This is a genomic window from Promicromonospora xylanilytica (assembly GCF_054782895.1).
In genome coordinates this window covers 42,030-66,368 of the sequence record NZ_BAAGRP010000011.1, presented here as the reverse complement: position 1 = coordinate 66,368, position 24,339 = coordinate 42,030, and the positions used below count along the sequence as shown (strand labels likewise).

The following is a 24,339-nucleotide window of genomic DNA, read 5'->3' as shown; positions in this document are numbered from 1 at the left end:
GCGCCGAGGTTCTCGGACGCGGTGTTTCAGGTGCCCCCTGCTCCGGGGGTCATTCGGCCGCCGGGACGCCCTCGTTCTCCAGCGGGACCTGCTCCGGCTCGACGGGGGTGGCGCCGGCCCCGGACACCTCGTAGGCGTCGTCGGTGAAGTCCTGCACGCCGTCGGCCACCACGGCGATCCGGACGGTGCGGTGCCCGAAGTGGTCGTCCGCCGAGTAGGTCGGCGGCGCGATGCCGTTGCCCTTCAGGTCACCGGACTCCACCGCGGCCACGATCGACTCCCTCGTCGGGTTCTCCCCCGCCGCGGCCAGCGCCTCGACGAACTGATAGCCCACACTCATGCCGTACGTGGTGTTGCCCGTGTACGGCGCGCCGTCGTTGTACTCCTCGTTGATCTGCGAGAAGAGCTCGTACCACTGGGACGACGGGCTGTTGGGCAGGTAGTTCACCGAGACCAGGCCCTCCAGCGCCGGTGCGCCCTCCGCGCCGAGGTACTCCACCAGCGTCGGGTGGTCGGCACCCGAGGACGAGACGTGCCACGTCGGGAACCACTCCATCTGCGCGGCCGTGCCGACGGCGAGCGCCGTGAAGCCGTTGATGGTGCCGAGCACGTTGTGCGTGCAGCCGGCCTCCTTCATCGCGCCGAGCTGCGCGGTGACGTCCTGGTCGGCGGTGGAGTAGGTCTGCTCGGTCGCGACCTCGCCGTCGCCCAGCACCAGCTCGACACCGGCCAGGATGCCCTCGCCGAAGTCGTCGTCCTGCCCCAGCACGCAGACGACGGCGTCCGGGTCGGTGTCCAGCGCGTGCTGCGCCAGCGCCGCTCCCTCGGTCACGTAGTCGGCGTTGAAGCCGAACGTGTTCGGGTACTCGTCCGGCTGGTTCCAGGTCAGGGAGCCCGAGGCGACGAACAGGTCCGGCACGCCGTTCTGGTCCAGGTAGTCGAGCACGCTGGAGTGCGTGGGCGTGCCCAGGCCGTTGACGATCGCGAAGACCTCGTCCTCCTGGACCAGCTCGCGCACCACCGTCTGGGTGTTGGCGGGGTTGTAGCCGTCGTCCTTGACGATGTACTCGATCTCGCGGCCGTGGACGCCGCCCTGTTCGTTGACGTACTCGAAGTACGCCGCGGTGGCCGCCGAGATCGACGCGAAGCCTGCCGCGGCCGGACCTGTGAGCGGCTGGTGGGTGCCGATGACGACCTTCTCGTCGGTGACACCCGGCACGTCGGCCGCCGCCGGGGTGGAGCAGGCGGACAGCGCCGTCGCCGCGGTCAGGCCGAGGGTGGCCGCCAGGCTCGTGGATCGTGCCGTCGAACGTGTGGTGCGCATTCCGATCACCTCTCTGTGTTCTGGGAAGGCGTGTTCTGGGAAGGCTGCGTGTTCCGGGAGAGCTGCGAGGTGCGGAGGAACCTCTTGGTCGTGCGGAGCCGGGCCAGCCCGCCCGGCCAGAGCACGGTGACGACGATGACGACGACGCCGAACAGGACGATCTCGAGGTTTCCCTGCAGGCGATGTCCGAGGTCGGCGGGCAGCCCGCCCGTGACCTGGTCGACCACCCACGGCAGGAGGGTCACGAGCACCGCACCGATGGCGGCGCCGCCGAGCGAGCCGAGCCCGCCCACCACCGCCGCCACCACGAGCAGGAGCGAGAACCCGAGGCCGTACGCCCCCGGGCTGACCTGCTGCGTGACGATCGCGAGCACTACGCCGCCCAGGCCGGCGGCGAGCGAGCTGATGACGAACGCCCCGGTCTTGACCCGGCCTGGGTCGACGCCAGCGAGCCGGGACGCGGTCTCGTCGTCGTGCACCGCGCGCATGCGCAGGCCCGTGCGTCCCGAGCGCACGGCGACCAGGGGGGTGACCGCGCAGGCGGTCACGACGATCGCGAGCCAGGCGTGCCACTGCTCCACCGCGATGAGGGCGGACAGCGCCTCGGGGACGGGGACGAACGGAGCGCTGACGCCCTGCTCGCCCGACAGCCCGGGAAGGGCGCTCGCCGCCGACGGCAGCGCGATGACCAGGGCGAGCGTCAGGCCCGCCAGGTACGGGCCGCGCAGCCGGGCCGCCGCGAGCCCGAGGAGCAGGCCGAGCATGCCGGAGACCACGAGCGCTCCCGCCACCCCGGTGAGCAGGGGCAGCAGCCAGCCCACCGTCCCGTCGGCGGCCGGGGTGCCGTCGAGCGTGTCCGCCACCCAGGTGGCGGTCAGGGCGTACCCGTACCCGCCGGCGGCCATCAGCACGGCGTGCCCGAGCGAGAGCTGTCCGGTGAGCCCGACCAGGAGGGTGAGGCCCGCGACGGCCGCGAACGCCCCGGCGGAGGTGGCGAGCTGGTAGTTGCGGTAGGGGTCGAGCAGGAACGTGGCACCGAGGGCCAGCAGGGTGAGCAGCCCGGCGCACAGCAGGAGCTTCATGCGGCGCGTGCCTCCTTCGCGGCGAAGAGTCCGTGCGGTCGCACGAGCAGCACCACCGTCAGCAGGGCGAGCACCGCGAGGGGCGCAGCGGCGGCGGACGCGTATCCCGTCACGAGGCCGGCGAGCACGCCCACCACCAGTCCGGCGGCCAGCGCCCCGACGGGTGAGTCGAGCCCGCCGATGACGGCGGCGGCGAACGCGTTGACGAAGAGCACGTCGGCGGCGTGCGGGTCCAGGCCCAGTCCCGTGGGCACCAGCAGGAGGGCCGCGAGCGCCGCGGTGGCGATCGAGAGCATCCAGCCGAGCGTGACCATGCGGGGCACGCGGACGCCCAGCAGGCGGGAGGTCTCGGGGGCGAAGGCGGCGGCGCGCAGCTGGAGGCCGATCGAGGTGCGGTTGAACAGGAGGGCGAGACCTCCCATGACGACGGCTGCCACGACCAGCACGAACAGGTCGTAGGGGCTGAGCACGTTGACGCCGGCGACCTCGAAGGGCCGCTGCGAGAACGGCGCGTGCACGGGCCGGTGGTCGGGCCCGAAGGCGATGGCGAGCCCGGCCTGGAGCACCATGACCAGGCCGATGGCCACGATGATGCCGGGCAGGGGGTTGCCCTGCGGCACCAGGCGCATGAGCCATCGTTCGACGACGGCGCCGAGCAGCGCCCCGGCGACCAGCGCCACGGCCAGGCCCAGCCAGTAGGAGCCGGTGGCGGAGGTGACCGCGAAGGCGACGTACACGGGCACGATCGCCATGGCCGCCTGCGCGAAGTTCACGGCCCGCGCGGCCCGGTAGACGATCACGAGGGACAGGGCGAAGAGCGCGAGGACGGCGCCGCGCGCCAGCCCGGTCGACAGGAGGAAGACGAGTCGTTCCACGGTGGGATCCATCTCGGTCATGTCGCCACCTCAGAAGCCGAGGTAGGCGTGGCGGAGGGCGGGGTCGGCGGCCAGCTCGGCCGCCGGGCGGTCGGCGACGACCTCCCCGAGGGACAGGACGACGCCGCGGTCGGCGACCGACAGCGCGCCGGTGACGTTCTGCTCGGCCAGGAGCACGGTCAGCCCGGTGGCCGCCGCCTGGTCCCGCAGCACGCCGAGCAGCTGGGTGACCACGAGCGGCGCCAGCCCGAGGGAGGGTTCGTCGAGCAGCAGCACGTCGGGATCGGACACGAGGGCACGGGCGAGGGCGAGCATCTGCCGTTCGCCGCCGGACAGGGTGTGGCCGGCGGCGTCGCGGCGTCGGGCCAGCGGTTCGAACAGCTCGTACATCCGCCCGACGGCGGCGTCGCGGGCCGGTCCCGGGTGCCTGCGCCCCCTCTTCCGCAGAGCGCCGAGCCGGAGGTTCTCCGCGACGGTCAGCTCGACCACCACGCTGCGTCCCTCCGGTACCAGAGCCAGGCCGCGTCGCACCCGGTCCTCGGTGCTCAGGGTGGTCAGGTCCGCTCCGTCGAGCAGGACGCGCCCGCCTCTCGCCGGTACCAGGCCGACCAGGGAGCGCAGCAGCGTCGTCTTGCCCGCGCCGTTGGCCCCGAGCAGCGCGACGACGGCGCCGTCGGGCACGTCGAGCTCCAGGCCGTCCAGGACGGGGGCGCCGTCGCCGTAGCCGACGGTGAGGCGGTCGATCGTCAGGGTGCTCATGAGCCCTGCTCCCGTCCGGTCTCCGCCGGTCCCGCCACGGGCACTCCCAGGTAGGCCTCCTCGACGGCGGGGTCGCTGCGCACCTCGTCGGGGGTGCCGCACGCGATGACGTGCCCGAAGTCGAGCACCACCACGCGGTCGGCCACGTCCATCACGAAGTCGACGTGGTGCTCCACGAGCAGCACGGCGCACCCGCCGTCGGACACGGTGCGCACGGTCCGTGCGAGCCGGTCGATGTCAGCGGCCCCGAGCCCGCCGGCGGGCTCGTCCAGGAGCAGGAGTCGCGGCCGCGTGACCAGGGCGCGGGCCAGCGCCACGCGCTTGCGCTCCGGATACGGCAGCGTCCCGGCGGGCACGGCGGCGACGGCGGTCAGGCCGAGCCCGGCGAGCACCTCGTGGGCCGCCGCCAGGCCGAGCGGTGCGCCGCCGTCCGCGCGGTGGGAGCGCCTGCTCGTGAGGGGCACGAGCAGGTTCTCCAGCACGCTGAGCCGGTCGAACAGCCCCAGCCCCTGGAGGGTCCGGGAGACGCCGGCCCCGAGCAGTCCGGTGGCCGACGGCGGCGCGGGCGCACCACCCACCCGGATCTCGCCCCGGCGGGTGCGCACGAGGCCGCACACCGCGTTGAAGACGGTGGTCTTGCCGGCGCCGTTGGGCCCGATCAGGGCGACGGTCTCGCCGTCGGCGACGGTGAAGGACACGTCGTCCAGGGCGGTGAGACCGCCGAACGCCACGGTCAGCCCCGAGACCTCCAGCCGGGGCGGGCGCTCTGCTGTGCTGCTCGACGTCGATGTCATCGGCACCTCTTCGTGTCGTGATGATGTGTGTGGACGTGCGTGTCCGGAATCCCTGGCGAACCGGGGTGAAACCGACCGGCCGGTATGTCACCGGCCCGAGTCACCCGCCGGGTCTTCCCCGCGCGGGCCTACCTGTGCGGTATCCCGCTCGTCATGCCCCCGTCCACCACGATCTCCTGGCCGGTGATCCATGCCGACGCCTCGCTCGCGAGGAACAGGACGGTCCCCGCGAGGTCGTCGGGCACACCCGGCCGGCCGAGCGGGATCACCAGCGCGTCGGGATCGATCTTGACGCTCATCTCGGTCAGGACCAGGCCGGGATGCACCGAGTTCACCCGGATCCCGTCCTTGCCGAGCTCGACGGCGAGCGACTTGGTCAGCCCGCGCACCGCGAACTTGGAGGCGGTGTACCCGTGCAGGCTCCAGCTCCCGCGCAGCCCCTCGACCGAGGAGATGTTGATGATCGAGCCGCGCCCGGCAGCCTTCATCGCGGGCACCACGGCCCGGCAGCCCAGGAACACCCCGGTCGCGTTGACGGCCATCACGGCGTTCCACTTGGCGAGCGTGAAGTGCTCGATCGGCGCGGCGTTGGCGATGCCGGCGTTGTTGACCAGCACGTCCACGCCGCCGAGCTCGCCCGTCACCTGGCCGACCACCCGGTCCCAGGCCTCCTCGTCGGTCACGTCCAGGTGCTCGAACCGCACCCGCTCCCCCAGCCCGTCGGCCAGCGCCCGCCCTTCGGCGTCCAGGACGTCGGTGACCACCACGTTCGCGCCGGCGTCGTGCAGGATGCGCACGTACGCCTCGCCGATGCCGCGAGCGCCGCCCGTCACCAGGGCCACCCGGCCGGTCAGGTCGTGCAGTGCGGCGGCGCTCGGCCCGGTCATGCGGCCACCTCCCCGACCACCGCGTCGTCGGCCACGCGGACCACGAGCCGGCCCGTGGTCGCGCCGCCGGCCAGCCGCGCCACCGCGGCGGGCGCCTGGTCGAACCCGACCACGTCGCTCAGCACCGGGCGCACCGCGCCGGAGGCGGCCAGCCTGTCGAGCTCGGCGTGGGCGGCGTCCACGAGGTCGGGCCGGCGCTGCTGGTACAGGGCCCAGTGCAGGCCGAGCACGCCGTAGTTCTTCACGAGCGCGAGGTCGGCCCGGACCTTCGGCGTCTGCCCGCTCGCGAACCCGACCACGACGATCCGGCCCTCGAACGCGACGCAGCGGGTCGAGCGCTCGAACGAGTCGCCGCCCACCGGGTCGAACACCACGTCGACGCCGGGTCTGCGCAGGGCGGCGACCCAGTCGTCGTCGCGCAGGAACACCTCGCCGGCGCCCGCGGCGCGTGCGGCGGCCACCTTCGCCTCGCTGCCGACCACCCCGACCACGCGCGCCCCGGCCGCCCTGCCGAGCTGGCACGCTGCCGTGCCGACGCCACCCGCTGCGGCATGCACCAGCAGCGTCTGGCCGGCCCGCAGCCCGCCCCGCTGGTGCAGCCCGAACCACGCCGTCTGGTAGGCGATCGTCAGCGCGGCGGCCTGCGCGTCGTCCAGGGCCGACGGCGCGGGGTGCACCGCCTCGACCGGCACCGTCGCGTACTGCGCCAGCACCCCGATCTTCGAGCCGACGACGCGGTCGCCGACCCGTACCCGCTCGCCCTCGGGCACGCCGTCACCCAGCGCGACGACGTCGCCGCACAGCTCGATCCCCGGCACGAACGGCAGCTCCGGGCGCACCTGGTACTCGCCGCGGGCCAGCAGCACGTCGGGGAAGTTCACCGCCACCGCCCGCACCCGCAGCAGCACCTCGCCCGGGCCGGGCTCGGGCACCGGTACGTCGTGCAGCTCCATCACCCGCTCCGGCTCCCCGTGGGAGACCACGCGCCACGCCTTCATCGCCGTGGGTACGCTCACGTGTCAGTCCTTTCCTGCTGCTCTGATGCTGCGCAGGAACAGCTCCGTGAGCTGCCCCGCCACCTGGCTCGCCGTCAGCGGCCCCGCGGGCGAGTACCACTGGGACAGGTAGTGCACGTCCGAGAAGAAGTGCGCGATGAGCATCGCCGTCGGCACGTCGTCGCGGAACACCCCCTCCTTCATGCCGCGCCGGAGCAGCGCCTCGAACTCCTCGTGGTACTCGCGGCGGCGGCGCTTGACCTCGGCCTGACGGTCCGGCATGAGCATGTGCTGGCTGCGCGTGAAGACCGTGCCCTCGGGCAGGAACTCGATGGACGTGGAGACCACGTCCTCGCAGACGGCCCGCAGCACCTGCTCGACGTCGTCGCCCCGTTCGGCGCCGGTCGCGACGATCTCCTCGAGGCGCGCCTTCTGCAGCGACAGCAACCGGTCGTAGATCGCGAACAGCAGGTCGTCCTTGGAGGCGAAGTAGTGGTACATCGCCCCCTTGGTGACGCCGGCCGCCGCGACGATCTCCTGGACGCTGGTGGTCGCGTACCCCCGCGTGGAGAAGAGCTCGAGAGCCGCTCGAAGAACCTGGTCCTGGACGTTCGTGGTGCGCATGGGCTCATCCTTCACCGCCTGCGCCACGTTCACCGCCCGGCTCACAGGGAGGTCCGCACGCTCGCGCCGCCGTCGACCAGCAGCGTCTGGCCGGTGACCCAGGCCGCGTCGTCGGACAGGAGGAACGCGGCGGGGCCCGCGACGTCGTCCGGCATGCCGAGACGCCGCAGCGGATAGCCCTCTGCCGCCTCCTCCTCACGACCCTCGTACAGGGCGCGCGCCAGCCGCGTCCTGATCACCGCGGGCGCGAGGGCGTTGACCCGGGTCGACGGGGCGAGCTCGTCGGCGAGCTGGACGGTCAGGTTGACCAGGGCCGCCTTGGAGACGCCGTAGAAGCCGATGTTCGGCGCCGACGCCGTGCCCGCCGTCGACGCCATGTTCACGACCGACCGCAGGCCGCCCGCCTCGGTGGCGGCCGCGTTCCGCGTCCACTCCAGCGCGGCGATCACGTTCACCTCGAGGATCTTGCGGGCCACGCCCGCCTCGAGCTGGGCGAGCCGCCCCCACGCCGGGTTGATCCCGGCGTTGTTCACGAGGTGGTCCAGGCGTCCGAAGCGGTCGGCCACCCGCCTGAGGGCGTCCGCGCGGTGGGCGGCGTCGTCCGCCTTGCCCGGCACACCCAGGGCGCGGTCCGGGCCGAGCCCGGCCACCGCCTCCTCGAGGGTGTCGGCGGAGCGTCCGGTGATCACCACGCAACCGCCCTCCGCGACGATGCGGTGGGCGATCGCGAGACCGATCCCCCTGCTCCCGCCCGTGACGAGGGCGACCCTGCCCTCGAACCTGCCGGCGACGTCGTCGTCTGCCATGTGTCTCCCATACCGTCCGGTCGGTTTGGGCGTGACCGTAGCATGTCGCGACCCGGCGTGGCCAGAGCCCCGGCAATCGCCAGGGTGACACCGCCGCCACCGGCTGCTTGAATCGAGGTTGCGCACCAATGTCCTTTATGCATCATTCTGCATCTTGTTGCACCGCACGCTCCGCAGCGGTTGGATGGTCGCCATGACAACGACGTCGATCGCGACGGTCGGCCTGGAGGCCGCGCCGAGCCGCCTCTCCGCCCGGCTGGCCACGCGCCCCGAGGCACGGCGGGTGCTGGACCTGGCGCGCGACACCTTCATCGAGGGCTACCGCATCGACATGGGCCCCCTGGCCGCGCAGCTCGGCGTCGACCGGACGTCGGTGTTCCGCTGGGTCGGCAACCGGGACGCGCTGCTCAGCGAGGTGCTGTGGTCGCTCGCCGTGCCCACGCTCGTGCAGGCGGAGCGCGCGACGGAGCACCTGACGGGCGCCGAACGGCTCGCGGGCCTGCTGACCACGTTCGCGCACGACCTCATCGTCGCCGACTACTTCCGCGCGTTCCTGCGCAGGGAGCCGGCCCGTGCGCTGCGGCTGCTCACCACCACCGACAGCCCCATCCAGCGGCGGTACGTCGCCACCGTCGAGTGGCTGGTGGTCCGCGACCTGGGTGACGAGCCGTTCGGCGGCACCATCACGCCCGAGGAGCTGGCCTACCTGCTGGTGCGCGTGTCGGAGTCGCTCACGTACGCGGACCTGATCACCGGCGACGAGCCCAGCCCGGAGCGGGCGCGGACGGCGTTCCGGCACCTGCTCCGGGTGGGCTGAGCGAGGGCGCTGGCACCAGCCCCGGCGATTCGGCAGAGTGGGGTCATGGACTTCACTCGCCCCTACCCGCCGGACCCGTACACCCTGCTGCCCGCACCCGCGACGTTCTCGCTGACGAGCAGCAACCTGACCGACGGCGAGCGCATGCCCGACGCGCACGCCGCACACGACCAGAACATCTCCCCCGCCCTGACGTGGAGCGGCTTCCCCGAGGGCACCAAGTCCTTCGTCGTGACGTGCTACGACCCCGACGCGCCGACACCGATGGGCTACCACCACTGGACGGTCGTCGACCTGCCTGCCTCCGTCACGTCCCTCGACACGGGAGCGGGCACCCCTGACGGCTCGGGTCTGCCCGCCAGGGCGTTCCACACGCACAGCGACGGCCACACGCCGGGCTTCGAGGGCGCGGGCCCGCCGCCGGGCGACCACCCGCACCGGTACATCTTCGCCGTGCACGCCCTGGACGCCGAACCCGGCGAGCTGGGCCTCGGCCCGGACAACACCAACGCGCAGGTGGCGTTCAACGTGTACTTCCACCTGCTGGGGCGGGCCACGCTCACGGCCACGTACAGCCGATGAGCGAGCACGCCACGCTGCCCACGCTGGGCGACCTCGCCTGGGCGCCCGCGCTCGAGCACCCCGAGCTGCTCGCGGAGCCGGTGCTCGCTGCGCTGACCGCCTGGGCCGGCGCCGACCCGCGGGTCGCGAGCCTGGTCGCCGTCACCGAGATCGACCCCGAGCACGCCGAGACGGCCACGCTCAACGAGCTGCACGGCCTGCCGCCGGAGGCGTCGGCCAACTGCGTGCTCGTGGCGGGCAAGCGCGGCGAGGACGAGCGCGTCGCGGCGTGCGTCGTCCCTGCCAGCACGTTCGCCGACGTCAACAAGCGGGTACGCAAGCTGCTCGACGTGCGCAAGGCGTCGTTCCTGCCGATGGACCGCGCCGTGGCCGACTCGGGCATGGAGTACGGCGGCATCACGCCCGTCGGGCTGCCGGAGGCCTACCGCGTGCTGGTCGACTCCCGGTTCGCCGAGGAAGGCACGATGGCGCTCATGGGCTCGGGGGTGCGCCGGTCCAAGATCCTCATGCCGGGTCCGCTGCTGTGCGGCATGCCGGGTGTCGAGGTGACGCAGGACCTGGGCGTCGAACGCTGACGGTGGCCTCAGGCCGGTGCGATCCTGCCGTCCATCGCGGCGTCCATGCGCTCGGCGAACCGGGCACCGTCGAACGGGGCACGGCCACCCGCCGCGGACGCCGACGACGTCAGGGCGGCCCGGACGTACCGGCGGAACTCCTCGCTCAGCTCCACGTAGTGCTGCAGGCGCGGGCGAGGTGACGCCCCGTCCATCGCCAGCCGCAAGGCGTCGTTGGCCTTGCGCTCCGGGTCGTTCGTACCTTCGGCGCCCTTCCCCGTCGCGTAGTTCACGAGGGAGGCGGCGAGCCCGTCCGTCCTCGGCTCCAGGGCCCAGGGCGCCTCAGGATCGCGGTACGGCGCCTCGCGGCTCGCCGCGAACCCGCCGCGCTCGAAGATGAGCTGGTGGCTGCGCTCGTCGGTGAGGAACTCGACGAGGCGCCGGGCCGCCACCGGGTACCGGGACGCCGCCGCGACGGCGAGGCTCTGGCCGCCCAGCAGGCCGCCGCCCGGCACCGGCATGAACCCGACCCGGAACGGCGCCGCGTCGCTGCCCCGCAGCAGGCGCAGCGCCCGCGGCCAGTGCCGCAGGAAGACCGCACGCCCCGCGGCGAAGGCCGCCAGCGAGCCCTGCTCGTCGAACGCGAGCGACGCCGCCGTGCCGCTCGGCCCGTCCGTCGAGTCGCGCAGCCGACGCGCCAGGCCGTCGACGGTCCTGCCGATCCGCTCGACGTCCTCGAAGACCGGGCGTCCGGCCGCGTCCACCGAGACGGCACCCGCGCCCAGCAGGATCTCCCACAGGTTGACCGTGAACCCCTCGTAGTCGGCCAGCTGGAGGGCGATCGCCGTGTCGACGGGCGGCCGGCTGAGCCTTCCGGCGTCGCCCCCGACCTTGGCGAGGGCCTCGTGCGCGAACGCGTCCAGGCTCGCCCAGTCGCGCACCGGGATCGGGTCCGTGGCGGGCACCTCGCCGTCGTAGTACTCCGTGATCAGGTCCAGGTTGCAGTACAGCAGCCCGACGTCGGAGTTGAACGGCAGCGCGTACACCGCGCCGTCCCAGGTCCCGGCCGCCCACGGCTCGCCGAGGAACCCGTCACCCGTCGCGTCGTCGAGCTCCCGGAGGTAGCCGCTCTGCGCGAACTGCGGCACCCAGGGGATGTCGAGGTTGTAGACGTCGTAGCCGGGCTCGCGGGCCTGCGCGGCCGACAGCATCGTGCTGTAGGCGCGGTCGGCGTTGCTCGACACCTCCACGATCTGTGCGGGGTGCTGCTCGTGCACCCGGTTCCAGAGGTCCACGAGCAGTCGCCGCTGCCCGCCGTCGGTCTCGTCGCGACCGCTCAGGATCGTGAGCTGGTCGCCCGGCGAGAACGTCTCCAGGTCGGCGGCACCACCGAACAGCCGCTCCAGGCCGAGCGGCAGCCCCGCCCCGGCCAGCAGCCCCACCGCACCGCCCACGATGAACCCCCGGCGCGTGATCACACCGTGCGTCCCGTTCACCGACCCGCCACCCGCCGCGCCTCCGGTCACGTCACCGACCTCCCAGCTGTCCGAACAGGGTGGCCAGGGTGCCCTCCAGCTCACCGAACGAGCTGTCCCAGCACTCGCCGTCCCACTCGGCCGCGATCCGCCGCAGGTCGCTCACCTGGCACGACGCCTCACCGACCGCCACGACGTAGACCCGCACCCCCGCGGCGGCCTCCGCGCGGGCGGAGCGCACCAGGTCGGACGCCGACAGCTCCGCGCCCGGACCACCGCCGGGCAGGTTCTCGCCGTCGGTCAGGACGACCAGCGCGGTGAGGTGCCTGCGGGACGCGCCGTCCGGGTCCAGGCGGATCAGCTCGGACGTCGTGGCGTCGATCGCGTCGTAGAGGGGCGTGTGGCCGAGCGGCCGCAGCTCGTCGCGCAGCAGCTCCGGCGCCTCGTGCCTGGCCACCTCGCTCGCGGTCACGTCGAGGACGGGGCGGGGGCTCGACCCGGCATCGCCGGAGAACGACCAGATGCCCACCTCGTCGGAGCCGCCGAGGTGGCCGAGCGCGCCCAGCACGCCACGCTCGGCGACGTGGATGCGCAGCCGGTCGCCGTCCGCCGGCCTGCCCATGGAGGCCGACGAGTCCACGAGCACCAGGACCCGCGCCGGCCGCCGGGCGGCGCGGTACTGCTGCTCGGTCGAGAGCACGCGCGTGTGCGCGACGACACCCGTGCCGGGCCGCACCGTCGGCGCGCCCTGCAGGCCGGGCAGCGGCCCGTCCTCGCCCGACGGCGGATGGCCGTTCAGACGACGCACGCCTACCAGCAGGTCGAGTGCCTCCTGCCCGTCGGTCGACCCGAGCCATTCGACGAAGGCCTCCGACGCGGCGGCACGGCGCTCGGACGGCTCCACGTCCGACCAGGTCAGCCGCACCGCCCGGTAGTCGAGGCCGACGGCGGAGTCCGGGTAGAACGGGACGAGGGCGGCGTCGCTGCCACCGGCGGCCGAGGCCGGGCAGGCCGCACCACGGTCGAGGATCGCACGCTCGCTGGTCAGCACCGCCACCCGGGGCGGTCCGGTCCGGGACAGCTCGTCGAGCCGGCACAGCAGCGCGCCGTCGGTCCCGAGCGGCAGACCTGCCCGCTCGAGCGCGTGCCCCAGGTCGAGCTCCAGCGCCTCCCGCGCCCCGGTCCCGGGCTCGGACCCGGCGTAGAGCCGTTCGGTGTGCACGGCCGCGGCGAACGACGTGTCCGGGTTCGCCCGTACGACGTCGAGGCCCGCGGCCGCGGCCGCCGCCATCAGCTCCTGGACCGTGTCGCCGTCACCCGTCGTCGCGGTCAACGCCTGCGCGTGCGGCTCCGGCACCGCGAGCACCAGCGGCGAGCCCGCCACGAGCGTCGGGGCGGAGGCCGTGAAGCCGTTGCCCGCCCCGCGCGGGGCCACGATGTCCGCCTGCGCCATCGACTCCGCCAGCCACACGTCGGGCCGGGGACCCAGGTCCAGCGAGGCCGTGCCGCCCTGGCCGGACCCAGCGCCCCAGCCCGACTCGAAGGCGGCGCGAAGGGCGGGCCAGCCCATCCCGAACGTCGTCACGTGGTACCGGGGGCAGGAGAACGGCGTGACCGAGGCGCGCTCGAAGGCGTCCGCCACCGCCGTGAAGCCCGCGGCGCCGTCGTCCGGGACCATGACGGCGACCTCCGTAGGGTCCTCGCAGGACCGGGCGGACTGCAGCGCGACCGCCGCACCCGTCGAGCCGGCCAGCACGACCACCGTCACCGCGGCGACGACGATCCGGTGCCCCTTTGCCCACGTCCACGCCGCCGCGAACCAGCGCGCGTACGTCCGCATCCGGACGAGACCGGCCAGGCCGGCCAGGAAGAGCACGACCGAGACCACCAGCAGGACGATCTGCGTCCTGCGGTCGACGACCCCCATCGCCGCGGTGCAGATCCCGGCCACCGTGCCGAACACCGCGAACACCGTCGTCCGGTGATCCCCCCACCACGGCCGGGAACCCTCCCGGCGGTCGGACTTCTTGAGAGGCTGCCCCGTCGCACCCATACGTCCTCCCGAACGTCAGGGTCCGATATTTACCACATTGACCATGGCTTTTGCGGGTTCAATGCAATATCGGCCGCCTGCGCCCGGGAGGAGTGCTCAGTTCTCCGAGCGGCCCTTGCGCCAGTAGCCCATGAACGCCACGGACTTGCGGTCCACCTGGCACTCGTTCACGAGATAGCGGCGCAGCGTCTTGATGACGCCGGCCTCGCCGGCGAGCCACGCGTACAGCACGGTCTCCTGCGCCAGGGGGCGGCCCGCCTCGTCGACCGGCACCTCCCAGAGGATCCCGGTGTCGATGTCGACGTCGTCGGGCTCGCCCGACAGGTCCACGCCGGCGGCGGTGAGCGCGGGCGCGGTGTCCGACGACGGCCGCACACCCATGGCGAGCAACCGGTCCGCGGCGTCCTGGACCGCGGGGACCAGCACGTCGCCGTGCTCGCGCCCGTCGCGGGCCAGCCAGTGCACGCGCACACCGTCGGGCGCACCGAGCTCCCAGCCGTCCTCGGGGTGCGGCACCTCGAGGAAGACCTCGCCCACCGCGTCGTCCGGCAGGGACTCGCAGATGGCGGCGATGGCCGGCACGGCGGTCTCGTCACCGGCCAGCAGCAGCGCGTGGCTGGACGACGGCGGGGCGAACTCGACACCACCGTGGATGCCGTCGTACTCGGCGTTGGGTCCCATGATGACCAGCGGGTCGCCCGCGACGGCGTTCAGGGCCCAGCGCGAGGCAGGGCCGGTGTCACCGTGCATGACGACGTCGACGTCGACCTCGCGCAGGTTCTGGCGCACGGTGCGGACCGTGTAGGTGCGCATCGGGTTGCGCTGCTCGTCCGGGAGAGAGCGCCACGTGGCGTACCAGTCGGGGTCGTCGCGGCGCAGGCCGTCCCAGCCACCACGAGGCGCGGGGAGGAGCAGCTTGATGCGCTGGTCGCGGCCGTTGTCGGCGAACTTGTCCAGGTCCGGGCCGCGGAACGTGAAGCGGACGAAGGACGGGCACAGGCGCGTCACGCGCGCTACCTCGACATCGAACATTCGCGAGGGCTTGGCTTCGAGCCCCTCGGTCTGGGTGGTCACGACGGTGAGCCTAACCTAACTTTGCACCCCCTGTGCCACCCCTCCACGCAGTGACCCTGGTCACCGGAGAATCCGCTCAGCGCCATTATCACGAAGTCGCGATCGACGAGAAACAGGACGACGGGCTACGGAATAGATCACCCCTTCTGGCGCATAATTAACCCTGTACAAAGGGTGCATCTTGCCTCCTGGCCCTCTTTACTGGGTAGCGATCGGCCTACGCAACGACCTTGCCCCTGGCGCCGTCGCCGCCGCCGTCCGCGGCCGGCCGCACGCTTACCTCGTACTCGCTGGAGAGCCTCCACCATGATCGACCACTTCGCGCTGGGCTGGGTCACGCCCGTCATCTCGTTCCTGCTCTCGTGCGCCGGGTGCGCCGTGGGCCTGACCTGCACCGCCCGGGCCCGCGTCTCGCACGGTCTCGCGAGCACCGCGTGGCTCGCCATCGGCGCCGTCTCCATCGGCGGTACCGGCATCTGGGTGATGCACTTCGTCGCCATGCTCGGGTTCCACGTGCGAGGCACCGAGACCCGCTTCGACGTCCCCCTGACGATCGCCAGCGGCCTGCTCGCCATCGCCGTCGTGGGGCTCGGCCTCTTCATCGTGCGCGCGGCGGGTGTCGGACCCTTCGCGCTCGTCGCGGGCGGCACCGTGACGGGTCTGGGCATCTCCGCCATGCACTACCTCGGCATGCGTGCCGTGCACGTCGGCGTCGAGCTCACCTACCACCTGCCCACCGTGCTCCTGTCGGTGGCCATCGGCATCGTCGCGGCGACGGCGGGGCTCTGGCTCTCCGCGAAGGTGCACAACTTCGCCGCGGGCGCCGGCGCCATGCTCATCATGGGGGTCGCGGTCTCCGGCATGCACTACACGGGCATGGCCGCGATGCGGGCCGAGGTCGTCAGGGGCACGGTCATCGTCCCGGACGTGGGCGTCTCCGTCGCCGCGCTGCTGGGCCCGCTGATCATCGGCGTCACCATCAGCACGATCCTGCTGCTCCTGGTGGTCGGCCTGGCGCCGAGCGCGGCGGAGCTGGAGGCCCAGGAGAAGTTCAAGGGCTGGCAGGGGCGGCAGGAGGAGATCGAGCGCGAGGCGGCCGAGCCCCGCCGCCGGTCCCAGCTTCTTTGACCGTGGGAACGCTCTCAGGACAGTCGGGGCCACGCTAGACCCTCCCCGGTGGGGCGGCGGGGCACGCCATCACCTGCGGGGCACGCCATGATCCGCGGAACCCGCCTGGATCGGTGGATCAGGGCGTGCCTCGCGGACGATGGCGTGTCCGCGACCGGCGTGGGCTCAGCCGTCGGTCTCCGGCACGCGCGTGGCCCAGGCGGCGACGGCCACGGCCGAGGCGACGTTCAGCGAGTCCACTCCCCCGGACATCGGGATCCGGACCGTCAGGTCGCACTCGGCGATCGTCCGCGCCTTGAGGCCGTCGCCCTCGGTGCCGAGCACCAGGGCGAGCCTCTCGGGCGGGGCGGCCACCAGGTCGTCCAACGAGATCGAGTCGTCCTCCAGCGCGAGCGCCGCCACCTTGAAGCCGTGCTCGTGCAGGGTCCGGATGCCGCTCGGCCAGGGGTCGATCCGCGTCCACGGGATCTGGAAGACGGTCCCCATGGAGACCCGGACGGCTCGCCGGTAGAGCGGGTCCGCGCAGCTCGGCGTGAGCAGCACGGCGTCGACCCCGAGGGCCGCGCACGCCCGCATGGCCGCGCCGATGTTCGTGTGGTCCACGATGTCCTCGAGGATCACCACCCGCCGGGCCTCCGCGCCGCCGCGTGCGCCGGCGAGCAGCTCGTGCACGCCGGGCAGCGGCGGCCGGTGCATCGCCGCCAGCGCGCCGCGGTGCAGGTGGAAGCCCGTGATCTCCTTCAGCAGCGGCTCCTCGGCGACGTAGACGGGCGCTCCGGTCGCCGCGATCAGGTCCGTCATCGAGTCCAGCCACTTCGGCGCCATGAGGAACGACCGTGGCCGGTGGCCGGCCGCGAGCGCCCGCCGGATCACGGTCGAGCTCTCCGCGATGTAGAGGCCCTTGGCCGGTTCGTGCTTGGAGCGCAGGACGACGTCCGTGAGGCTGTTGTAGTCGGCAAGGCGCTCGTCGGCGGGGTCGTCGATGCGGACGACGTCGAGGGTGGTCACCGGCCCATTCTGCCCCTCGGTGCCGCGAGCACCCGACAACGGCGTGATCGTGGCGGGCCGACCTCGGCCGGCGTCCAGAACCAGTTCTCGCGCCCCGATCCGCAGAACGACGCCGTTATCGTCCCGTTATCTCTCACAGCGAAATCCTCTCGGCTTCCCCAGAGCCCCAAGACTCCATATGCTCCGGGCAAGGAAAGTTCGTCCCGCTCGTGAGGAGAGTTGCGATGAGAACTACCCGAAATCCCCGGTCGTCCCGTGCGCGGCGCGGCAAGGAGGCCAGTCCACACCCGGCGTTGCCTCCGTCCTACGCTGCGATGATCGAGCGCACGCCGTCGCTGGACGACGCGCAGCTCGAGTCGCTGCTCGAGCGAGCGGTCGCCGGAGCGGACGCCGCTCGCACGCTCGACGCCACTGCGGTCTCCCCCAGCTTCCGTATGCAGCTCGAAGAGCGGGTCAAGGACGGGCAATACGCGAAGGAGCGTCTTGTCCTCGCCCACCTCCGGCTCGTTCCCGCCGTCGCAGGCTCCTACTCCGGCCGCCTGCCGTTCATGGACCTGGTGCAGGAAGGCAACGTCGGCCTGGTGCGCGCAGCGGACTCGTACGACCCCGCGCACGGCACGTTCGCCGCCTACGCCACCCGCTGGGTGCGCCGCTCCATCGTCCGCGCGGTCGCCGCAGCGGAGCATGCCGAGACGGCGAGCCAGAGCGGTCCGACCCCCGAGCAGACCATGCTGCGCCGCCGCGTCCGGCAGGCCCTGCGGCACCTGGACGCCGTGGAGGCCCGGGTCCTGGAGATGCGCTTCGGACTGCTGGACGGCACCACGCGGACCCTCGACGAGATCGGCCGCCGCCTGGGCGTCACCAAGGAGCACGTGGCGCAGATCCTCGAGCGGGCGCTGGCCCGGCTGCGCGACGTCGTCAGCCCGGCTCCCCTCGCTGCGTGACCGCCGGCTGGGCACCCGACGGCCCAGCCGGCGTCAGCCGCGCGACCACCTCGTCCAGCGCCGCGTGGTAAGCCCACGACGACTGGTACCCGGAGTGGGTCGCCACGGCGAAGAGATAGGCCGACCGGTCCATCTCCTCCGCCCCGCGGTCCACCTCGTTCACCCCGTACCCCACCACCGGGAAGCCCAAGAAGTCGGTGCGCCGCCACAGGTTCACCCACGCGGGCTTCGTACCGCAGGTCAGCAGTGACATCAGCGTGACCTGTACCCCCGAGCCGGGCTCGGGGCGCTCCGGCGTCAACGACGCCGCCGGGGCCGCCCCGGGTCCGGGACCACCCAGCGGCTGACCGTCCCGCGCCAGATCGTCCTGCACCTGATCGTCCTGCGCCCGACCGTCCTGCGCTTGATCGTCCCGCACCTGGCCGCCCCACGGGTCCGCCGACCAGCCCGGGCCTGTGCACGGTGGCGTGCCCGTCGTCGTCGGGCCCAGGAGGTCCGGGAAGAACCGGCCGAAGAACGGCCGCAGCTGCACGCCGTAGGTCAGCAGGCCGATCCGGCCGTCGGTGACGTCCGGCACCGGGTTGCCCGCCCGGATCAGCACCACCGCGGAGGCCAGCACCCCGCCCATCGAGTGCGCGGACAGCACCACGCGGCGCGTGGGGGCCACACGAGCACGCTCGGCGTCGTCGGCGATGTCCGCGCCGGTGAGCCAGGCGTCCACCCGGGAACGCACCTCCGGCACCACGCGTTCGGCGTAGCTCGGCGGACCGAACGGGTGGGCGCTGCGCGGCAGGAAGCACAGCAGGTCCCACAGCAGGCCCCACGGCCGCGACGGGCCACCGCCCGTGCCACCCGCGAGGGCACTGACCACGAGCGTCGCCGCGAGCACGCCCAGCGCGGGCACCGCGAGCCCGGACAGCCACGGCGGCACCTGCACGTCACCGGTGTCGCTGTGCTGCGCGATCAGCGGGATGTGCGCCACGAGGGCGGCGACGTACGCGGCGGCCGCCAGGGCGCCGACGGCGAGCTCCGCCCGGTGCGACATCGCGGCGACCTGCCGGCCGCGCAGCACCCGCTCCAGCACGGGGTTGGGGCCGCCGTCGGGCTCGGGGGCGTCCGCCACGGCACGCCAGGCCGGGACCGCCGGACCGTAGGGCGGCCCGAACGTGCGGGGCGCGCCGGGGATCCACAGTGCCCGGGAGCGGACCACGTCCATCACGTACGGTCCGGCCAGCGCCACGCACAGCAGCACGACGAACACGAGCGCGATCACCACGGACGCCGTGCCGAACTCGGTGTAGACGGGCGGGACCCGCACGAGGTCGGCGTCCGGCACGCCGCGCGCGATGCCGACCAGGCCGTCCCCGAGCGGCGTGGGCGCCGCCTCCTGACCGTTTCGCAGGAACCACTGCACGCCCAGCACGAGCAGGCTCGAGTACACGGCCGCCGACGCGGCGGACACCAGCAGGAACACGCCAGGCCCCGCGCCGTTCCAGCCCTCGTAGGCGCGGCGCCGCAGCACCGCCGCCGCCAGCACCACCACGGCGGGGCTCAGGACGGCGAGCACCGCCACCGCGACGAGCAGGTACCGCAGCGGGGCACCCGGCTGGACCACCAGCACCACCGCCACGCAGACCGTGGCGACGACGGGCACCGCCGTCCAGGCCGCGACGGCGACGGCGCTGCGCGCGGTACGCCAGGCCAGACCGGTCGCCGCGATGCCGAACAGGCCGACGCCGAGCAGCGCGGGCACCAGATCCAGCCCGATCAGCGCCGGCATGTCGTGCGGCTGCGGCCCGGCGAGGCCCGCGTAGCAGGCCAGCAGCCAGACGAGGAGGCCGGCGGCGAACACCCCGAGACCGGCCCGGCCCTTCCAGCGCGGGGAGAGGGCCTGTACGCCGTCGTCGTCGGTGCGCAGGGCGACGAACGCGCACGCACCCACGATCACGACCAGGCCGGCCACGGGTAGGCCCGGCATCGGCAGGCCGGGGTCGGCGTACCGGGTCCAGGTGAGGAACTGCCCCGTCAGGGCGAGCGCGGCGCCCAGGTGCGCCCACAGCAGGCCGGAGCCCGTGCGCTGCGACCAGAAGCCGGCCCGGTGCAGCGGCGGGCCCGACGGCGCCCGCGTGCGCCCGGCGCGCATCACCGAGAACTTGGACTCGAACCGGACCTGGCCGCTGTGCGCCACGGCCACCAGCACGGCGACCAGCAGCACCGGGGCGAGCGACAGGAGCGCCAGCCGGTCGCCGACGTCCATCCGGGCGAGGCCGTAGAGCACGGCGGGGACGCGCGCGCAGACCGGGACCACGGAGTCGGGCCCCGCCGTCGCCAGGCCCATGCAGCGGGTGCCGATCACGGAGAGCGAGACCGTCGCCACCGCCGACACGAACAGGAGGGTCAGGCCCAGCGAGAACACCCGCGTGAGGGCAGCGGTCGACTCGGGGCGCAGGCTGCCCGACGGCGGACGGTGGGCCGCCGGGTCGGGCCGCGGGATGCGGCGGGCCCAGTACGCGGCGTTCGCCAGGCCGAACGGGACCATCGCCGCCCACAGGAGGCGCACCGCGAAGGTGCCGACCACACCCAGCAGACCACCGAACGGAAGGCCGCCGACCCGTGCCATCGCGCCCCACGAGTAGGCCTCGCGGCGCACGTCGGGCCGGATCGCGTGGACGTGTCCCGGCGGGAGCGCCTTGTCCCGCCTCTCGACGTGCGGTCTCGGGGTCCAGAAGCTGCCGAGGCCGTCCCCGTCCGACCGGGTCACCTCGCCGCGGCCGAGGTCGAGCGTGCCGTGCGGCGGGGTGTTCGCGATGCCGTGGATCCGCAGCTCGAGAATGCTGGGCTGGGCGTTGTCCATAGCGCCCCAAAGTAGGGCCGCGCGTGGACGACACGCGTGCCGCCACGCGCGGCCCGGTCACATCCTGCGCACATCCCGTAGCGCCGTGCGTCCCGGCCCGCCGATCCGGTGCTCAGGACCCGGCCGTCGAGGCGAGCACCGCCGCGGCCAGCAGCAGGTCGTAGACCACGCAGGTCTCCGCGTACCAGCGCCACACGACCGCGTTCGCCCGGTGGTGGAACACGTCCCAGACGCCGTGCCCCACGAGCCCGGCCGCGAGCACGTACGCGCCGGTGTCCTGCCCCGCGAGGGCGCCGGCGAGCAGGCTGATGCCCCCGAACACGGCCAGACCCGCGGCCTGCAGCAGAACCATCGACCGGCCCCGGATCCGGTTCCGCAGGATGCCCACCACGGGGTACACCAGGGCCATCGCGAAGACCAGCCACGTCGGCACGCCGGCTCCCCCGCCCGCGAGCGTGCCGACGAGGAGCAGCAGCCCGACCAGCACCGGCCACCGGCTGCGCAGCCAGGCCAGGTCGAACCTGTGGACGTGCTCCGTGTACTCGGCCGGCCGGAGCAGCATCGCGCCCGCCATCGCCGGGACCATCAGCACGTGGCCCCAGAGCATCAGGTCGCCCGCGCTCGTGACACCGGCCCAGAACAGCGCCAGCAGCACCGCGAACGGCGCCGCCATCGCCGCGTTCATCTCCCAGGTCGCGGACCAGGCGTGCCGCCGCAACCGCATCCACACGGTCATCGCGGCCACCATGTCAACCACCATGACCACCGCGCCGACGTCCGCCCGGGCCAGCACCGCCTCGATCCCGAGGACCGCACCCGCCCAGTCCCATGCCGGCGCCAGGAGCATCATCCCGAGCACCATCACGACGACCATCTCCGCCAGGTGCACCAGGAACCGCAGCGCCTTCCGCCCTGGCGTCGCGGGTGCGGTCCGGTGGGGCACCGGGTGGGCCGCCGTTGCCGCCGTTGCCGCCGTCGTCGCCGTCGTCGTTGCCGTCGTCTCTGTCATGTCTCCGTCTCCCTCGGTCCGGGCGGCGTTCCTCGCCGCGCTGGTCCCCACGCTGTCCGACGGCGACCGCGGCCAGTAGTGCCGGACCGCACCCCGGCAGGCGCACATGTCACCGGCCCGCATGACAGATGTCATCAAGGCCCGGCAGGACGCCCCGACCGCCGTCGGCGCTGGCAGGATGACGTCATGAGCACCGCACGGACCGTCGCCGACGACGGCGGCAGCGGACTCGCGAGCTTCCGCCGCAACATCTGGTGGGGCCTCGCGGGGACCGTGGCGTGCGTGCTCGGCTTCGCCGTCGGTGACTGAGTGCTGGACCCCGCGGCGCCGGCCGGGGCGCGCGCCCTCACGGGTCTCGCGACCGCGACCACGGTCGTGGCCTGCGGTGTCCTGCTGGGCCGGCTGGTCCGCGACCGGGCGCCGTCGGTCGGCTGGCTGGCCACCGTCTGCTGCGCGGCCGTCGTGGCCGCCGCGGTGCCGCTCGCCCTCGGCCGCTTCGGGATCTGGTCGCTGGCGCCCGCCGCCACCATCTCGGTGCTGGCCATGTTCCTGCCCGCACGCCGGGCGTGGACGGTGCTGGGCGCCGCGCTGGTCGTGCTGCCGGCGATCGGCCTGAGCACGGCACTGGTCACCGGTGAACCCGACGTGGGGCACGCCGTGTGGATGCCGGCCCTGATGGTGCTGGCGTTCGGCCCCGCGATGCTCGGCATGCTCCGCGGCTGGCAGGTCGCCGCCCGCCTCGACGACGCCCGGCGGCTCGCCGGGCAGCTCGCCGTGGCCGACGAGCGGCTTCGGTTCGCCGCCGACCTGCACGACATCCAAGGGCACCACCTCCAGGTGATCGCCCTGAAGAGCGAGCTCGCGGCGCGGCTCGCGGAGGCCGACCCGACACGGGCCGCCGAGCAGATGCGCGAGGTCCAGCAGCTCGCAGGAGACGCCCTGCGCGAGACCAGGGCCCTGGTGCAGGGCTACCGGAGCACCACGCTGGACGCCGAGATCGCCAACGCGTCCAAGGTCCTGGCCGCGGCCGGCGTCCAGGTCCGGGCCGACGTCGACGCCGACCTCGCCGCGGCCCTCCCCCAGGCGCCACGCGCCCTGCTGGGCCTGGTGGTGCGCGAGGCGACCACCAACCTGCTGCGGCACAGCCGCGCCACCCGTGCGGCGATCGTCCTGCTGCCCGACGGCGCCGGGGCGCGCCTCGTGATCGACAACGACGGCGCGCGTCCGGCCCGGCCGGGCGACGAGCCCGCGGGCCCCGGCGACGGCACCGGGCTCGTGTCCCTCGCAGAGCGGCTCGGCGCCGTCGGGGGGCACCTGACCTGGGACGGCGACGACGACCGGTTCGTGGTCACGGCTACGGTGTCCGGATGATCCGCCTCCTGCTGGCCGACGACGAGGAGCTGCTGCGCGGTGCTCTCAGCTCCCTCCTCGATCTCGAGGACGACCTGCGGGTCGTCGCCCAGGCTGCCACCACGACCGACGCCGTGCGCCTCGCCGAGCAGCACCGACCCGACGTCGCGGTGCTCGACCTGGAGATGCCGCCCGCCGACGGGCTGCACGCGGCCGCGCAGATCCTGGCCCGGTCCGACGGCACGCCGCCCCGCGTCATCATCGTCACGAGGCACGCCAGGCCCGCCGTCCTGCGCCGGGCGCTGGCCGCGGGCGTGAGCGGGTTCGTGCCCAAGTCGACGCCGGCGGCGCGGCTGGCGCAGATCGTGCGCGACGTCGCCGTCGGGCACCGCTACGTGGACCCGGAGATCGCCGCGTCGGCGCTCACGGAGAACGAGTGCCCGCTGTCCGACCGTGAGCTGGAGGTGCTGCGCGCGGCCCGCGCGGGCGCGCCCGTCTCGGACATCGCGGCCACGGTGCACCTCGCACCGGGGACCGTGCGCAACTACCTGTCGTCCGCGATGGCCAAGCTCGGGGTCGCGACCCGCCACGCGGCGGCGCACCGGGCATGGGAGGAGGGCTGGATCTGATGAAGGCCGACCACTACGACGGCTTCGCCGACAGCTATGCGGCGGAGAACGCCTCGAGCCTGCTCAACACGTACTACGACAAACCCGCCATGATCCGGCTCGCCGGCGACGTGAGCGGCCGGAGCATCCTCGACGCCGGCTGCGGTACCGGCCCGCTGACGGCGGAGCTGCGCACCAGGGGTGCCCTCATGACGGGGCTGGACGGCAGCCCCGCGATGCTCGAGCACGCGCGCAGGAGGCTGGGCGACGACGTGCCGCTGCACGTCGCGGACCTCGCCCAGCCGCTGCCGTTCGCGGACGACTCGTTCGACGACGTCGTCTCCTCCCTCGTCCTGCACTACCTCGAGGACTGGTCCGCGCCCCTGGCCGAGATCCACCGGGTACTCAGGCCCGGCGGCCGGCTCATCCTCTCGGTCAACCACCCCACCGTGCGGGTGGTCACCAACCCGGACGAGGACTACTTCGCCACCACCCAGTTCTCGGACGAGTTCGAGCTGGCGGGCGAACGAGCTGTGCTGACGTTCTGGCACCGGCCGCTGCACGCGATGTTCGACGCGTTCGCCGGTGCGGGGTTCCGCGTCCGCGTCCTGAGCGAGCCGCCGCCCGCACCGGACACTCCGCCCGAGCTCCTGCCACCACGCATCACCGGCGGAGAGCGGACGGCCTTCGTCTGCTTCATCTACTTCGTGCTCGAGGCGGACTGAGCGCTTCGCGCA

Annotated in this window: 23 protein-coding genes and 1 pseudogene; 9 read left to right on the top strand and 15 right to left on the bottom strand. The window is 73.5% G+C overall.

From position 1 onward, the window contains the following. Nucleotides 1-49 precede the first annotated feature (49 nt). The 9 genes and pseudogenes from ACYVK7_RS12570 to ACYVK7_RS12530 all read right to left on the bottom strand — a co-directional run bounded on the left by ACYVK7_RS12570 (nt 50) and on the right by ACYVK7_RS12530 (nt 8,146). Nucleotides 50-1,324, bottom strand: a complete 1,275-nt coding sequence (locus ACYVK7_RS12570; RefSeq protein ID WP_460888052.1) for an ABC transporter substrate-binding protein — start codon at nt 1,322-1,324, stop codon at nt 50-52. A 5-nt stretch (nt 1,325-1,329) separates the two neighbouring features. After that, entirely contained in the window at nt 1,330-2,406 is a 1,077-nt protein-coding gene (locus ACYVK7_RS12565; RefSeq protein WP_460888051.1) for a branched-chain amino acid ABC transporter permease, read from the bottom strand. Beyond that, nucleotides 2,403-3,302, bottom strand: coding sequence for a branched-chain amino acid ABC transporter permease (locus ACYVK7_RS12560; protein WP_460888050.1), 900 nt, complete (start codon nt 3,300-3,302; stop codon nt 2,403-2,405). Before ACYVK7_RS12560 ends, ACYVK7_RS12565 begins: the two co-directional genes overlap by 4 nt. A 231-nt stretch (nt 3,303-3,533) precedes the next feature. Further along, a pseudogene (locus ACYVK7_RS12555) lies at nt 3,534-4,040 on the bottom strand (ABC transporter ATP-binding protein); the annotation flags it as partial. After that, nucleotides 4,037-4,834, bottom strand: a complete 798-nt coding sequence (locus ACYVK7_RS12550) for an ABC transporter ATP-binding protein (RefSeq protein ID WP_460888049.1) — start codon at nt 4,832-4,834, stop codon at nt 4,037-4,039. The gene ACYVK7_RS12550 and the pseudogene ACYVK7_RS12555, both read right to left, overlap by 4 nt. A gap of 128 nt (nt 4,835-4,962) precedes the next feature. Further along, complete coding sequence (locus tag ACYVK7_RS12545; RefSeq protein WP_460888048.1) at nt 4,963-5,721, bottom strand: SDR family NAD(P)-dependent oxidoreductase; 759 nt, start codon at nt 5,719-5,721, stop codon at nt 4,963-4,965. After that, nucleotides 5,718-6,737, bottom strand: a complete 1,020-nt coding sequence (locus tag ACYVK7_RS12540) for an NADPH:quinone oxidoreductase family protein (RefSeq protein WP_460888047.1) — start codon at nt 6,735-6,737, stop codon at nt 5,718-5,720. The genes ACYVK7_RS12545 and ACYVK7_RS12540 overlap by 4 nt, the downstream gene beginning before the upstream one ends. A 3-nt stretch (nt 6,738-6,740) precedes the next feature. Next, nucleotides 6,741-7,340 carry a TetR/AcrR family transcriptional regulator gene (locus tag ACYVK7_RS12535; protein WP_460888046.1) on the bottom strand — a complete coding sequence of 200 codons (600 nt, stop codon included), beginning with the start codon at nt 7,338-7,340 and terminating at the stop codon, nt 6,741-6,743. Between the two features lie 41 nt (nt 7,341-7,381). Further along, the gene (locus tag ACYVK7_RS12530; protein ID WP_460888045.1) at nt 7,382-8,146 is read right to left on the bottom strand and encodes an SDR family oxidoreductase; all 765 of its coding nucleotides are present in this window, start codon (nt 8,144-8,146) and stop codon (nt 7,382-7,384) included. 193 nt (nt 8,147-8,339) lie between these two features. On the opposite strand from ACYVK7_RS12530, the gene ACYVK7_RS12525 reads away from it, so the two are divergent. Genes ACYVK7_RS12525 through ACYVK7_RS12515 form a run of 3 tightly spaced genes read left to right on the top strand, consistent with a single transcriptional unit; the run spans nt 8,340 to nt 10,120 of the window. Beyond that, a complete protein-coding gene (locus ACYVK7_RS12525; protein WP_460888044.1) occupies nt 8,340-8,963 on the top strand; it encodes a QsdR family transcriptional regulator in 624 nt (207 codons plus the stop codon). Nucleotides 8,964-9,008: 45 nt separating this feature from the next. Beyond that, entirely contained in the window at nt 9,009-9,545 is a 537-nt protein-coding gene (locus tag ACYVK7_RS12520; RefSeq protein ID WP_460888043.1) for a YbhB/YbcL family Raf kinase inhibitor-like protein, read from the top strand. Continuing rightward, complete coding sequence (locus tag ACYVK7_RS12515) at nt 9,542-10,120, top strand: YbaK/EbsC family protein (RefSeq protein ID WP_460888042.1); 579 nt, start codon at nt 9,542-9,544, stop codon at nt 10,118-10,120. The genes ACYVK7_RS12520 and ACYVK7_RS12515 overlap by 4 nt, the downstream gene beginning before the upstream one ends. An 8-nt stretch (nt 10,121-10,128) precedes the next feature. Here the strand turns inward: ACYVK7_RS12515 and ACYVK7_RS12510 are convergent, their stop codons facing one another. The 3 genes from ACYVK7_RS12510 to ACYVK7_RS12500 all read right to left on the bottom strand — a co-directional run bounded on the left by ACYVK7_RS12510 (nt 10,129) and on the right by ACYVK7_RS12500 (nt 14,701). Beyond that, nucleotides 10,129-11,625 (bottom strand): extracellular solute-binding protein, encoded by a 1,497-nt coding sequence (locus ACYVK7_RS12510; RefSeq protein WP_460888041.1) that lies wholly within the window; start codon nt 11,623-11,625, stop codon nt 10,129-10,131. A 1-nt stretch (nt 11,626) separates the two neighbouring features. Beyond that, nucleotides 11,627-13,627 carry a vWA domain-containing protein gene (locus tag ACYVK7_RS12505; RefSeq protein WP_460888040.1) on the bottom strand — a complete coding sequence of 667 codons (2,001 nt, stop codon included), beginning with the start codon at nt 13,625-13,627 and terminating at the stop codon, nt 11,627-11,629. A gap of 96 nt (nt 13,628-13,723) precedes the next feature. Continuing rightward, nucleotides 13,724-14,701: a siderophore-interacting protein gene (locus tag ACYVK7_RS12500; protein WP_460888039.1), complete on the bottom strand. Its 978-nt coding sequence runs from the start codon at nt 14,699-14,701 to the stop codon at nt 13,724-13,726. 306 nt (nt 14,702-15,007) lie between these two features. Between ACYVK7_RS12500 and ACYVK7_RS12495 the strand changes: the two genes are divergently transcribed. After that, the gene (locus tag ACYVK7_RS12495; protein WP_460888038.1) at nt 15,008-15,829 is read left to right on the top strand and encodes an MHYT domain-containing protein; all 822 of its coding nucleotides are present in this window, start codon (nt 15,008-15,010) and stop codon (nt 15,827-15,829) included. Nucleotides 15,830-15,994: 165 nt separating this feature from the next. On the opposite strand, the gene ACYVK7_RS12490 is transcribed toward ACYVK7_RS12495, so the two are convergent. Then, nucleotides 15,995-16,837, bottom strand: coding sequence for a TrmH family RNA methyltransferase (locus ACYVK7_RS12490; protein WP_460888037.1), 843 nt, complete (start codon nt 16,835-16,837; stop codon nt 15,995-15,997). Between the two features lie 314 nt (nt 16,838-17,151). On the opposite strand from ACYVK7_RS12490, the gene ACYVK7_RS12485 reads away from it, so the two are divergent. Beyond that, nucleotides 17,152-17,781 carry a sigma-70 family RNA polymerase sigma factor gene (locus ACYVK7_RS12485; protein WP_460888036.1) on the top strand — a complete coding sequence of 210 codons (630 nt, stop codon included), beginning with the start codon at nt 17,152-17,154 and terminating at the stop codon, nt 17,779-17,781. On the opposite strand, the gene ACYVK7_RS12480 is transcribed toward ACYVK7_RS12485, so the two are convergent. Together ACYVK7_RS12480 and ACYVK7_RS12475 are read right to left on the bottom strand one after the other, a co-directional pair. Next, entirely contained in the window at nt 17,756-20,635 is a 2,880-nt protein-coding gene (locus ACYVK7_RS12480; protein WP_460888035.1) for a hypothetical protein, read from the bottom strand. The two genes, ACYVK7_RS12485 and ACYVK7_RS12480, sit on opposite strands and share 26 nt — an antisense overlap. A 112-nt stretch (nt 20,636-20,747) precedes the next feature. Then, on the bottom strand, nt 20,748-21,644 hold the full coding sequence (locus ACYVK7_RS12475) for a hypothetical protein (protein ID WP_460888034.1): 897 nt from the start codon (nt 21,642-21,644) through the stop codon (nt 20,748-20,750). Nucleotides 21,645-21,830: 186 nt separating this feature from the next. Here ACYVK7_RS12475 and ACYVK7_RS12470 point away from each other — a divergent pair, with 186 nt between their 5' ends. Genes ACYVK7_RS12470 through ACYVK7_RS12455 form a run of 4 tightly spaced genes read left to right on the top strand, consistent with a single transcriptional unit; the run spans nt 21,831 to nt 24,327 of the window. Further along, entirely contained in the window at nt 21,831-21,953 is a 123-nt protein-coding gene (locus ACYVK7_RS12470) for a hypothetical protein (RefSeq protein WP_460888033.1), read from the top strand. After that, entirely contained in the window at nt 21,954-23,015 is a 1,062-nt protein-coding gene (locus ACYVK7_RS12465) for a sensor histidine kinase (RefSeq protein WP_460888032.1), read from the top strand. After that, nucleotides 23,012-23,623, top strand: coding sequence for a response regulator transcription factor (locus tag ACYVK7_RS12460; RefSeq protein WP_460888031.1), 612 nt, complete (start codon nt 23,012-23,014; stop codon nt 23,621-23,623). The genes ACYVK7_RS12465 and ACYVK7_RS12460 overlap by 4 nt, the downstream gene beginning before the upstream one ends. Further along, complete coding sequence (locus ACYVK7_RS12455) at nt 23,623-24,327, top strand: class I SAM-dependent methyltransferase (protein ID WP_460888030.1); 705 nt, start codon at nt 23,623-23,625, stop codon at nt 24,325-24,327. The genes ACYVK7_RS12460 and ACYVK7_RS12455 overlap by 1 nt, the downstream gene beginning before the upstream one ends. The last annotated feature ends 12 nt before the right edge of the window (nt 24,328-24,339 follow it).

What these genes read in the sequence shown, in the direction of transcription:
- ACYVK7_RS12565 (WP_460888051.1), bottom strand. Translation starts at nt 2,406, where the DNA reads ATGAAGCTCCTGCTGTGCGCCGGGCTGCTCACCCTGCTGGCCCTCGGT.
- ACYVK7_RS12460 (WP_460888031.1), top strand. Translation starts at nt 23,012, where the DNA reads ATGATCCGCCTCCTGCTGGCCGACGACGAGGAGCTGCTGCGCGGTGCT.
- ACYVK7_RS12560 (WP_460888050.1), bottom strand. Translation starts at nt 3,302, where the DNA reads ATGACCGAGATGGATCCCACCGTGGAACGACTCGTCTTCCTCCTGTCG.
- ACYVK7_RS12520 (WP_460888043.1), top strand. Translation starts at nt 9,009, where the DNA reads ATGGACTTCACTCGCCCCTACCCGCCGGACCCGTACACCCTGCTGCCC.
- ACYVK7_RS12535 (WP_460888046.1), bottom strand. Translation starts at nt 7,340, where the DNA reads ATGCGCACCACGAACGTCCAGGACCAGGTTCTTCGAGCGGCTCTCGAG.
- ACYVK7_RS12480 (WP_460888035.1), bottom strand. Translation starts at nt 20,635, where the DNA reads ATGGACAACGCCCAGCCCAGCATTCTCGAGCTGCGGATCCACGGCATC.
- ACYVK7_RS12470 (WP_460888033.1), top strand. Translation starts at nt 21,831, where the DNA reads ATGAGCACCGCACGGACCGTCGCCGACGACGGCGGCAGCGGACTCGCG.
- ACYVK7_RS12550 (WP_460888049.1), bottom strand. Translation starts at nt 4,834, where the DNA reads ATGACATCGACGTCGAGCAGCACAGCAGAGCGCCCGCCCCGGCTGGAG.
- ACYVK7_RS12475 (WP_460888034.1), bottom strand. Translation starts at nt 21,644, where the DNA reads ATGACAGAGACGACGGCAACGACGACGGCGACGACGGCGGCAACGGCG.
- ACYVK7_RS12485 (WP_460888036.1), top strand. Translation starts at nt 17,152, where the DNA reads ATGATCGAGCGCACGCCGTCGCTGGACGACGCGCAGCTCGAGTCGCTG.
- ACYVK7_RS12495 (WP_460888038.1), top strand. Translation starts at nt 15,008, where the DNA reads ATGATCGACCACTTCGCGCTGGGCTGGGTCACGCCCGTCATCTCGTTC.
- ACYVK7_RS12515 (WP_460888042.1), top strand. Translation starts at nt 9,542, where the DNA reads ATGAGCGAGCACGCCACGCTGCCCACGCTGGGCGACCTCGCCTGGGCG.
- ACYVK7_RS12545 (WP_460888048.1), bottom strand. Translation starts at nt 5,721, where the DNA reads ATGACCGGGCCGAGCGCCGCCGCACTGCACGACCTGACCGGCCGGGTG.
- ACYVK7_RS12525 (WP_460888044.1), top strand. Translation starts at nt 8,340, where the DNA reads ATGACAACGACGTCGATCGCGACGGTCGGCCTGGAGGCCGCGCCGAGC.
- ACYVK7_RS12530 (WP_460888045.1), bottom strand. Translation starts at nt 8,146, where the DNA reads ATGGCAGACGACGACGTCGCCGGCAGGTTCGAGGGCAGGGTCGCCCTC.
- ACYVK7_RS12455 (WP_460888030.1), top strand. Translation starts at nt 23,623, where the DNA reads ATGAAGGCCGACCACTACGACGGCTTCGCCGACAGCTATGCGGCGGAG.
- ACYVK7_RS12505 (WP_460888040.1), bottom strand. Translation starts at nt 13,627, where the DNA reads ATGGGTGCGACGGGGCAGCCTCTCAAGAAGTCCGACCGCCGGGAGGGT.
- ACYVK7_RS12570 (WP_460888052.1), bottom strand. Translation starts at nt 1,324, where the DNA reads ATGCGCACCACACGTTCGACGGCACGATCCACGAGCCTGGCGGCCACC.